Source organism: Brevibacillus halotolerans (assembly GCF_026891775.1).
Classification (GTDB): domain Bacteria; phylum Bacillota; class Bacilli; order Brevibacillales; family Brevibacillaceae; genus Brevibacillus_B; species Brevibacillus_B halotolerans.
This window is the reverse complement of the sequence record NZ_JAPTNK010000024.1, coordinates 40,543-52,155: the sequence shown is the minus strand read 5'-3', so window position 1 is coordinate 52,155 and position 11,613 is coordinate 40,543. Positions and strand designations below refer to the sequence as shown.

9 protein-coding genes and 1 rRNA gene are annotated in these 11,613 nt (G+C 40.2%); all 10 read right to left on the bottom strand.

What is annotated here, in order from left to right:
• Positions 1–104, bottom strand: a 16S ribosomal RNA gene (locus tag O0550_RS21920); the annotation flags it as partial.
• 692 nt (positions 105–796) lie between these two features.
• Complete coding sequence (locus tag O0550_RS21915) at positions 797–1,630, bottom strand: alpha/beta hydrolase family protein (protein WP_258427227.1); 834 nt, start codon at positions 1,628–1,630, stop codon at positions 797–799.
• Positions 1,631–1,815: 185 nt separating this feature from the next.
• Entirely contained in the window at positions 1,816–3,375 is a 1,560-nt protein-coding gene (locus O0550_RS21910; RefSeq protein ID WP_003342979.1) for a S41 family peptidase, read from the bottom strand.
• Positions 3,365–5,428, bottom strand: a complete 2,064-nt coding sequence (locus O0550_RS21905; RefSeq protein WP_258427226.1) for an S-layer homology domain-containing protein — start codon at positions 5,426–5,428, stop codon at positions 3,365–3,367. Before O0550_RS21905 ends, O0550_RS21910 begins: the two co-directional genes overlap by 11 nt.
• The gene (locus O0550_RS21900; RefSeq protein WP_003342984.1) at positions 5,400–5,903 is read right to left on the bottom strand and encodes a C4-type zinc ribbon domain-containing protein; all 504 of its coding nucleotides are present in this window, start codon (positions 5,901–5,903) and stop codon (positions 5,400–5,402) included. Before O0550_RS21900 ends, O0550_RS21905 begins: the two co-directional genes overlap by 29 nt.
• 29 nt (positions 5,904–5,932) lie before the next feature.
• Positions 5,933–7,048: a Nif3-like dinuclear metal center hexameric protein gene (locus O0550_RS21895; protein WP_258427225.1), complete on the bottom strand. Its 1,116-nt coding sequence runs from the start codon at positions 7,046–7,048 to the stop codon at positions 5,933–5,935.
• A complete protein-coding gene (locus tag O0550_RS21890) occupies positions 7,015–7,755 on the bottom strand; it encodes a tRNA (adenine(22)-N(1))-methyltransferase (protein ID WP_258427224.1) in 741 nt (246 codons plus the stop codon). The genes O0550_RS21895 and O0550_RS21890 overlap by 34 nt, the downstream gene beginning before the upstream one ends.
• A 262-nt stretch (positions 7,756–8,017) precedes the next feature.
• Positions 8,018–9,157, bottom strand: coding sequence for an acyl-CoA dehydrogenase family protein (locus O0550_RS21885; RefSeq protein ID WP_003342989.1), 1,140 nt, complete (start codon positions 9,155–9,157; stop codon positions 8,018–8,020).
• Between the two features lie 215 nt (positions 9,158–9,372).
• Positions 9,373–10,311 (bottom strand): MraY family glycosyltransferase, encoded by a 939-nt coding sequence (locus tag O0550_RS21880; protein WP_258427223.1) that lies wholly within the window; start codon positions 10,309–10,311, stop codon positions 9,373–9,375.
• A gap of 143 nt (positions 10,312–10,454) precedes the next feature.
• Complete coding sequence (gene rpoD / locus O0550_RS21875; RefSeq protein WP_003338179.1) at positions 10,455–11,579, bottom strand: RNA polymerase sigma factor RpoD; 1,125 nt, start codon at positions 11,577–11,579, stop codon at positions 10,455–10,457.
• Positions 11,580–11,613: the final 34 nt, after the last annotated feature.

Genomic DNA, 11,613 nt, shown 5'->3' with positions numbered 1-11,613 from the left:
TTACTCACCCGTCCGCCGCTAGGGTCCGAAAACCCTCGCTCGACTTGCATGTATTAGGCACGCCGCCAGCGTTCGTCCTGAGCCAGGATCAAACTCTCCATTAAAGTAGTTCTTGATCAAAGCTTCAGCGAACCTGTCGGTTCATTGATTTAAATATCGTACGTTAGATTCTATCTGGTTTTCAAGGAACAAGTTTTGTAATCATGCCACTCAGTCTTTCAAGTAGCGGCAACGTTTAATAATGTACCACATAAAAAAAGTAAATGCAATACCTTTTTTAAATTTAACTAAAAAAATAGCAATTCTACTTATAGAAGCTAGAAAATGCTCATGCCTTCACGTTGGATCAAACATTAGAGTGTCGTTTATTATAGATATAGGGTATCTGTACCCCATCTATATGCTAAAAAACTCAAACTCGTTCCTGTTAACTTCCAAAATAAATCTTCAAGTTTTCCACAATTTCAACACTAATCCCTATTCATATAAAATAGAAATAAGTTTAATCAGAATAAAAAATACCTCTTCCTAAGTTACCCCCTCAAAAAAGAAGCTATCCATAACTCATCAGTCCCAAAAACCTTACTTATTATTTGCAAATTTTCACATTAATTTTATTTACCTTTTAAAAATCACTTAGAATTTTCATTAAAGTTCTTCCGAAACATTTTCCCTCGAAACCAACAAAGAAAAGCCCCTATTTCAAAACGGGACTTTTTCCTTGATCCTAAAAATATAAGAAGAATGGAATGTCAGCAGGGAGAAAACGCAGAATAACAGCGATAAGAACTCTTTTCTATATGGAATAACCTAGGGTGCGAGTAATGGCTCCCCCCGATTGTTTATAATATCGTTCACCAGAAAGCCATTCCCGAGTACTATCAATTAACATCGTTCGACTGCAACCGTCAGAAAAAGTATGATCTGCTTCTAAAATAATCTCTTTGTCACTTTTACCAGTAGAACGTGAACGAAAGGCATAATAATAGTGAAAGCAATACTCGACTGGAATGTCAATATCTGCTGTGCCATGGGCAATAAAAACATCTCCCGCATATTTCTGTAGCTCTTTAAGCGGCACATAAGAATGCAGCGACTCAAAGAATGCAAGTGTCAATCCATAGCCCATGTAATCCACAGATGTATGCTGCCATGCTCTTTGATAGGTATCTACTCCAACAATCCGAACAATATCTTTATAGGGGTGAGCAACTGGAGACCATAGCATAAGCTTACGAATATTAGGTTCGCTTATAGCTGTATACAAAGCAACCGGACCACCTAAACTATGACCTAGTAAAGAAATTCGTTGTGAATCAATTTCCGGAAAATGTGCTGCTTCTTGTAGAACATGCCTAGTTTGGGCAACTAATTGATCAAAACCTGAACGGCCATATTCGCCTGTACTCTCTCCACATCCCACATAATCAAAGCATAACACTGCATAGCCATCTTTAATCAATTGAGTAGCAGTTTCAACAAACAATCGATTGACACCAATACGCGAACCGATAAAACCATGACAAATGACAATCAGAGGAAATGTTTTTGCTTGATTTTCGGGATCAGGTACATATAAGGTAGCCGCCAATGTTTCATCCTGCCATTTGATTTCAACATGTCTCTTCACGTGTCACACATCTCCTTTTTCCTCTCACCACTCTTACTTATCAAAAAGGAAAATTCGCTTTTTCCTTTGCTACTCAGCCTATCTGGATTGTTAGTTCAAGTTTAATTCATACTATTCCGACCTGTCAAATATGAATTGGTCAATAAAATTGCCCGAAACTTTTCACTGTTTCGGGCATATGGCTATTATTTCTGCTCACTGATAAAAATATATTCATCATTTTCTTTTTTCCAAGTAAAAGTAACAGTAGGATTGGTAACTGAGACTATCGGGCGATATTCCGATGAAACAGCCGTTTTTTCCCGAAGCATACTTTGCATAAAGGTGCTACGGATATTTAAGCTATTCCCCACCTTTTTGAGTAAAGGAGAAGTGCTATAGAAACTGACTCCATTTACCACTACCTCAAAACCACTTTTTTGTCTTACCTCAATGCGTTTTTCTCCCAGTTCATATAACGCTCCCACCACTTGACTAATATCGTCTTCAATTACAATATCAGGTTCAAGGCCAACCTTGTTGACTTTACGGTGAGCCGGTGTTTTGTACTCTTGCAATGTCACTTTTAATGCATCACCATCAACGAGAGGTAGGACTGTTTGAGCAATTCCCTTACCAAAAGTCTTGGTTCCAATCAATTTGGCTATTTTATGATCTTGTAGCGCTCCAGCTAGCATTTCTGAAGCTGAGGCTGTTTGTCCGTTTACTAACACCGTAACAGGATAGGGAGCTGGTCTGCCATTGCGCACCCAATTTTCCACTTCAACATCATTGCGATTAGTCGTATACATCAATAAACCATTTTCCATAAATAAACTGGCAATATCCTTCGCTGCATTAAGATATCCCCCACTGTTATCACGTAAATCAATGATCAAGCCTGTCAATTTCTTTTGATTTTCTATTTGATCTAATTGCTCTTTAAACTGATCACCTGCATCGCTTCCAAACGTATCCAGCTTAACATACCCTATCGCTGTGGATTTGGAGCCGAAAAGTTTACTTGTTGCTTCTGGTATAACCAGAGGTGAGCGTTTGATCGTGTAATCCTTCATTTTTGCGGTCCCCGATTTGGAAAAAGTAAGAGTTGCACTCGTCCCCTCTTCACCTTGCAGGATCCTATTTAACTCTCCTATACCCTTTACGGTTATTTTACTACCATTCATTGCTTCCAGCTTATCACCTGAATGAATTCCTGCCTTAGCTGCTGGAGAATTTTCAACTACACTACGCACAATAAAACCGTTATCAGTTTCGCGAAAGGTAATTCCAAAGCCCACAAAGTTATTATTCACACTGTTCTGGAACTGATCCAATTCCGTTTCAGTAAATAAAGTTGTGTAAGGATCATTTACTTGGGCCAGCATTCCTTCAATCCCGTAGTAGCTTACCGTATACCAATCCAGCTTTTGCTGGGCTTGCCATTGTGTTATACGATCCACCATTTCGGTAATGGTATCATCTTTCTCGTCCACGACAACTTCAGCATGTTTTTCAGCTTTTATATATTGTTGAACACCTTGCAAGGCTCCTTGTACAAGTTTTTTTTCACTTGGTTTATCAAGGTGGTTTTCTTGCAAAATATAATACACCTGTTGTAGCTCCAGAAGCGGCATGTTACTCGTACTGTTTATATCAAAAGATGAAGCTTGATTAAAGGACTGTGACATAGAAGCCATAGCCCCCGAGCCAGGCAACAAGAGCATGAGTGTAAGAGCCAGAATCCCCGTTTTTCTAAGTTTCATGTATAACAACAGCTCCTTTTGTCACCTCTTGTGGAATATCCAGACGTAAGCTCTCGGGAAATTCATATTCTTCATCGCCATCCACCTTGAGGTATTCCCCATTATCATAGGCCTCCGTAATTTTCCAAGATTGGCGTAATAATTGTTTCGTTTCAGAATCCAAATAGTACTTCACAACAAACGTAGGAGCATATAAAAGCTTTTTCCCTTGTAAATCAAGCGTTTCAGCATAGCGCTGAAGTTCATTTGGTTCATAAAATTCGGTAATAATCTCATATGCTCCGAAGCTTTGCTTTAAGTACCTAGCATGAAGCTTATTTAAACGGCTTGAAACAGGTAGATCAGTCACATACTCATGTAGATACGCTTTTTTCCCAATTAGGTTACCAGTCTCTTTTTTGGTCCAGATACCCTTTTCATTATCCCAATCGTACTTGACTTGATTACGACGATCTGTATATCTTTCCATTTTATTTAAAACGGCTTGATCCGCTTTTTGGTAAATACCTTTTGTATGCGTGATTCCTCTTTGAGCATCCATCTCTTCAGTAGTTTTAAGCACCGTACCACCGTAATTCATTTCCGTCTTGACAATAATCCTTTGAGCTTCGTCCAGCTTGTTATAAGCATTACTTAATAGAGTGGCATAAAGATTTTGTCTAGTGGAGGACAACAGATCTAATTCGTGAGCCGCTTGTTCATATAAAGCTTGGAGCTCACGATCTTGATCTGCTGCTTTCATAGCACGTTTTAACAAATTTTCCGCATCAGAAATCCGATTTTCTTTCACCAAATAGTACAAGCCATTTTGTACAGCCAGCTTGATATCCGGTCTTTCCTCATAACGTTTACTTGCATTTCCATATTGACCTAAATGAATTTCAATAGCTGCCAAATATAGACCAAATACTTTCCATTCCTCTGAATGCTTAACCAGTTTTGATTCATAAGAAAGTAATTTTTGATGCAATTCTTCAAATTCTTTACCTTGATTAGTCCGTAGCATTTGTAAGCCAACACCATAGATATTAGCCGTAAGAAGGCCTAGCATTTTTGGATCATGCTCCACTGTTTCCAGATAAGCGTCTAATGCAAGGAGGGCTTCTTTTGCATTATCTGCGGGTTCCTTATAGTAGTTCCAGCTTTTGTAGTAATGAACTCCCACCTGGTTAGGAAAATCAGAAGGTAGCTCCTCCAGCTCCTTAAAGGTTCCCTCTTCTTCAAGATAATTTTTGATTGAATCCACGATATCTATGAATTTCTGCTCCGTTTCCGTCGGAGAATCATACGTGGCAAATAAAGGATACATCTCCTTCTGAACAGGGACGAGCGGGTATAAAGAACGCGTTTCATCAGCTAAAGGCAAGAGCATCTGGGCTTGAATTGAATCGCTCACCTTTTCCATCAAAATAGCAGCTTCTGCACGTGTTAATCTGCTTGAACCTCTTTTTAGCAATTCTAATTCCCATTCAGATTGCTTCGTGGCAAAGGATAGTACGGACAGCACTTTAGCTACCTCTTCATTTGTGATAGGCTGGTTCGGATAAAATTGATCTCCTGGAAAAATCTTATGTAGTGTCCTAGCTCCTGCAATCCGATCGTGATACACAAATACCCGCAAGATACCAGGATACATCCACGTCATGTAGTGAACATCCTTATAGGGTAAATATGGCTCGTCCATTCCTTGTCCCCGACCGAATTCATCATTGTCTTCCAACAAGGTCAAGGGAAACAATTTATTTTGGTTTAGCTCCAAAAAACGGCTGGTCAATAAAAAGAACTCTGCCCGTGTCATAGCCTTATCAGGGAAAAATTGCTTAATCGCTTTCGTTGAATCACTAAACAAACCTTCCTCATAGGCTTTGACAATAGCCTCTTTAGCGGGATGATTAGAAATATCAATGAAAGGCAATGGAGCCAAAAGATCATTCCCTATTTCTTCCGCTTGCACAGGTTCTAAGAAAATACAGCTAGCCATTGCAATAGCTACAGTAGCAGGAATTGCTTTCCCCCATCTCCTACTACACAAGAATTCTTTCACACTCGTCACAATATACCAGCCCCTTCCCTCTCCGCCATTTATCAAAGTTGCTGGTTGATAATGGCATAAAACACCCCATACAAGACTTGTTTTTTACTTCAACCACTGGATTTTTTTTCGTTTCCAGCAGTCGGTCATATTCTTTTAGCCATTCTGGGTTACATTTTGCTTGACGTTCTTCTGCTTCCAAACGAGAGAGCTGCAGGAATTGTTCTAAAGAAAAACGTTTTTCAATCAGCTCATTTCCATTACGCTCCCACTCTTTTTTAAGCATCCAGAGCTCTTGCTCCTTTAGCATTCGTTCAATTTGTTGATCAGGGGTGTCAGTAGGCATGCCTTCTATTTGATGTTCAATCGCCCTGATATGTTTCATTTGTTCTCTTTCTTGCTCTTTTACACCAGCCAATTCACGCTCGGCTCGCTTTATTTTTCCAAGTGATAGGTGCCATTCATAGAAATCACGAATCGAGGACAAGTTGCCCACTCCCTTAGTTATTCCGTAGCTCTTTGGCCTTAGAGGTATTGAAACGGGTCTGTATGAACCTCTGAGGCAATTACTTCGGTTTTATATTTCTGTTCCTGTAGCTTTTCTTGTATAAAACTAGCTAATCTTGGCTTCATGATCTTTTCGATGTTATGACCGGCATCAATTATTGATAGTCCTTCCACGAAAGCGTCCTGCGCTTCATGATAGCCGACATCGCCAGTTACCATTACATCTGCACCACGAAAAGCAGCTTTTAACAAATAAGAACCGCCGCTACCTCCCAGAACTGCCACCTTTTTCACGATGCGATCCCTAGGACCAACTATACGAACTCCTTCTAAACCAAGCTTCCTTTTGACAAATTGGGCATACTCCTCTAGCGTCATAGGTTCGGCCAGTTTGCCAATTCTCCCAAGCCCAAGCGTAAATGGTGGTAGATCAAGAGGATAGATATCATATGCTACCTCATCGTAGGGATGCGCCGCTTTCATAGCCCTAATCACAGAAGCTTGCTGACTACTTTTTATAACCGTTTCAATTCGAACCTCATCTACATGCTCCACTTTTCCCTGCTCCCCAATGAAAGGAGTCGTGCCTTCAAGTGGTAAAAAAGTACCTGTCCCCTCAATTTGGAAGCTACAGTGACTGTATTGTCCAATATGACCAGCACCTGCATTCGCCATAGCCTGGAACACTTGTTCACGATGCGATTTTGGTACAAAGGTTACTAGCTTTTTCAGCTCATCCTGATAAGTTACATCTAGAATTTCAGTTTGTTGTAATTCCAATTCTTCTGCAAGCCAATCATTCAAGCCCCCATTTGCGACATCTAGATTCGTATGCATGCTATAGACGGCGATATCGTGAGCCAGCAACTTTGCTAACAAGCGGCCAGCCGGCAAATCAGTGCGCAAATGCTTTAAGGGGCGGAATATCACAGGATGGTGAGCAATTATAAGCGAAACCCCTTTTTGAATCGCCTCTTCAACCACCTCTTCATTTACATCCAACGCTGTCATTACCTTCTGTACAGGCTTTTGCAGTGTCCCGACTTGCAATCCGATCTTATCCCATTCCATCGCTAGGGATTTTGGCGCTAGTCTCTCCACTAATTGTATGATGGTTTGTCCGTTTGCAAGCATGTCAAAACTCCTTTAATCCAAATAATTTTATCCTCAATTTCCGACAGTTTTTCCTGTGTTTCCGCACGAGTGGATGCCATCATGCGCGCTTTGATTTTTTCCCATTTTTCTAATTCAGACTTCCATTTTGTGAGCAAAATCGGTGATTGTTGCTGCAATAAAAAAGGCCCGATTTCCATTAGCTCTGCTTGACTCCATTTATCCGATTGATATGGCTTATCTGGATTGCCTGGTTCAGCTACCAGCACTTCGTAAATAATGCCATCTTCCTCTACAATATCCTCAGCTACTAATTGATAACCATGGTCATATAGCCATTTACGCAGTATATCTTCTCCAACATTTGGTTGAAGGATTAAACGCTGTACTTTTCCTAATTTATCAAGGCCGGCTTCCAAAATAGAAGCGATTAATTGGCCACCCATTCCGGCAATGCAAATGACCTCTGCCTCATTTGGAGCCAAAACAGCTAAGCCATCTCCTTTGCGAACAGAAGCTCTATCTTTTGCTGTTAACGTTGCAATTTGACGAAGTGCTGCTTGATATGGTCCTTCATTTAATTCCCCTGCTATTACAAAGCGAGCCTGATTATTGACTAATAAATAGGAAGCCAGCAGGGCGTGGTCCGATCCAATATCAGCTACAAGCGCATCTTTGGGGCAATATGTTGCAATTGTTTGTAATCGTTTAGAAATAGTTAATGTCATGTTCCTATTACCTCCAGTTCATCCATTTTACCTCATCTTGCCAAAAAAACACATGCAGAAACTGGATGAGTAATATGGTAATTTTTAGCCCACTATCAGGAAGCAATTCCTAAATTAAATGCGTAACCAGATATTAACAAATAACCTTTAAAAAGACTAGTATGACACAAGAATACTATTCCCAGATAGCTGTTTTTACACTTGAATTTCCACTAATAAAAAAATCCCTCCATCATAAAAGCTGGAGAGATCTTTATATGTCTTATTTACTGATTTCACGTGCAATTACCATTCGCAGAATTTCTGAAGTACCTTCACCGATTTCTAGCAGACGTGCATCTCGGAAATAACGTTCCACCTGATAATCCTTCATATAGCCGTATCCTCCGTGAATCTGAATAGCCTGATGAGTCGCAGACATTGCGATCTCCGAAGCATACAGCTTAGCCATCGCCGCTTCTTGGGTGAATTTGCGTCCTTGATCTTTAAGCCACGCTGCTTTGTAAACCAAAGTACGAGCTAATTCGATCTGAGTTGCCATATCCGCCAACTTCTGCTGAATCATTTGGAAATGCGACAAGCTAGAACCAAAGGCTTTCCTTTCTTTGGCATACTGTAAGGCGCGATTAAAAGCTGCCTGTGCTATTCCAACTGACATGGCACCAATACCAATGCGACCACCATCCAACGTGATTAAAAATTGTTTGAAACCCTCTCCCTCTTTGCCTAAGATTGCCTCTTGGGGGACTACAACGTCTTCTAAGACTAACTCTGTAGTATTCGAAGCATGTAATCCTAGTTTTTCATAGCGATCTACTACCTTAAATCCCGGGGCATCTGTCGGGACTAAAAGAGCTGTGATTCCTTTCGTACCCTTCGTTTTATCGGTTACAGCAGTTAAAGCAAGAAACGTAGCATAGGAAGCATTCGTGATAAAGCATTTCGAACCGTTAATAACGTATTGTCCATTCTGTAATACTGCCTGCGTTTTGGTACCACCTGCATCAGAGCCTGCCTGCGGTTCTGTTAACCCAAATGCTCCTATACTCTCCCCACTACAGATTTTTGTTAAATAGGCTTCTTTTTGTTGCTTTGTTCCAAATAAATGCAAGGGGGCTCCGCCTAAAGATATATGGGCTGAATACGTAATGCCTGTAGAAGCACAAGCACGACTAAGCTCCTCCGTGACAATAGCAAAACTAATCGTATCCGCTCCAGCTCCACCAAACTCTTCAGGAAATGGCAATCCCATCAATTCCAATTCACCTAGTTGTTTCATAATCTCAATCGGAAACCGCTTTTCCTTATCGCGTTGCTCCGCCCCTGGTGCGACTACTTCATCCGCAAATTCCCGAATCATTTTCTGCAACATCTGCTGTTCTGATGTAAGATCAAAATGCATGTCAATCTCCCCTTTATGTGCTAAATTATGTTCAAATCGCCACAGATGCAAATAACAAGAACGACTGACCGAGCGTTTGTTCAGAATTTACTTATTATTATATACAATTCAAAAGATATTTGGATAGTCTCCATAACAAAATAAAGAGACTCCGTGTTGACGAAGCCTCCATCCTTTATAAAGAAAGTAATGATTCATTTATGTACGCGACTAATCTATCTTCGAAGCCATTCAAGCCAGTAGTGACGAGTAATGGTTAGCAATAATCCACTCAATAAAACCTTACTACCCAATATAATTTGCATTACCTCTCGTGACGCTTCGGGTACCCACAATGAACTAATCTCTGGACCAAAAAAGTACAGTAATCCACTTACCACAAGTGTATACGCAAGCTGCTGATGACGAGCATGGAACAAATACCCTAATCCAATCATCAGGAAAGATAAAGGTACCCAATATAATTCTATATTTGTCCAACTAAAAAATTCCCCCATACGTGTCAGCATAGCTGTTCCATATAAAATACCTATACCTATTAGTCCAGCTAATATCAACAACGAATAACGAAATAGTAAACCATGTAAAAAAGAATACCCGGCAATTAAAAGAAGCCACCATAAATATGTAACTTGACTTATTTTCCATTTTTCCCCAAAATAGTAGAGACTAGTTATAGCAATGAGGATCGTAACAAGTAAGAAAAAATAGGATAATAACGGTATTTTTCGCTTAAATACAAAAGCTAGGACGTATGCAAGTATCCAACTGAACACCAAAATGCTCATTTGCATTGGAATACTAAAAGCGTTAAAATAAAAAGCAAGTAAAAGCATGACAGCGATTACAAGTCCTATAAAAAATATTCCTCCCATTAGTTTTACGGAAAGGATTTGTGCTTCTTTACCGCTCCCTTGAATTGGAGTGCTTGCACTTTGTAGAAAGGCTTGCTGATTATAAAGCTTATCCATTCTCGCTTTTCTGTTGGGAAAAAGGAAGAAACGTTTTTTTGTGATGGGCTCCTCTTGATTCGGAGCATGCTTGCCTTCTGTATAGAGATTTAACAGAAAAATGCAATAATGTTCTGGCAGTAAATGATTACGTCGCCAATTTTCAATCTCTGTAATAATGATTTTTCTACGTTGATCATCCAAGTAGACATCGCCTCCTTACTACCATTTCTTTTTGATTAATGAAATGGACTATTTTTGAAGTAACATCCCGTTCTTCCCAACAAAAAAGCCTACGCAGCGTGTGTGGCAAAACGTAGGCTTAGTGCTTACTATATCTTTATCGGCTATTCCAAAAAATCTTTTAAACGTTTACTACGAGAAGGATGTCTTAATTTACGTAGGGCTTTCGCCTCAATTTGACGAATACGCTCACGAGTTACCCCGAAAACTTTTCCTACTTCCTCAAGCGTTCTCGTCCGACCGTCATCTAATCCGAAACGAAGACGCAGTACGTTTTCTTCACGATCTGTTAATGTATCTAACACATCTTCTAATTGTTCTTTCAACAGCTCATACGCAGCAGCATCAGAAGGAGCTAGCGCTTCCTGATCCTCAATAAAATCACCTAGATGGGAATCATCTTCTTCCCCGATCGGTGTTTCTAATGATACAGGCTCCTGAGCAATTTTCATGATTTCACGTACTTTTTCAGGAGTTAGATCCATCTTTTCAGCAATCTCTTCAGGAGCAGGTTCACGTCCCAATTCTTGTAGTAATTGGCGAGAAACTCGGATTAGCTTATTAATCGTCTCAACCATATGCACTGGAATACGGATGGTTCTGGCTTGATCAGCAATAGCACGAGTGATCGCTTGTCGAATCCACCAGGTTGCATAAGTACTAAACTTGTATCCTTTTTGGTAGTCAAACTTCTCAACGGCCTTAATAAGACCCATATTACCTTCCTGGATAAGGTCTAGGAATAGCATACCACGACCCACATAGCGTTTAGCTATGCTTACAACGAGACGTAAGTTAGCTTCAGCCAATCGGCGTTTTGCTTCTTCATCGCCTTGTTCAATGCGTTGCGCAAGTTTAATCTCCTCTTCAGCGGAAAGTAGAGGAACACGCCCAATTTCTTTTAAGTACATACGCACAGGATCATTAATTTTGATTCCTGGCGGCACAGACAGGTCATCATATTCAAACCCTTCCTGCTCATCATCCTTGATCATCATAGCATCTGCTTCTTCGTCTTCTTCATTATCATTATTGACATCGATGCCTTGATCTCCTAGAAACTCGAAGAACTCATCCATCTGATCAGAATCCTGATCAAAGTTAGATAGACGATTTGTAATTTCTTTGAAAGTCAAGCTTCCCTTCTTCTTACCTAATTCCACTAATTGTTCTTTTACCTGATCCACCGACAGGGTCTCCATGTCTGATGTCAAGTTTTGCTTGTTCATCTATTTTCCCTCCTTCCTCGGGAATGATGCTGAT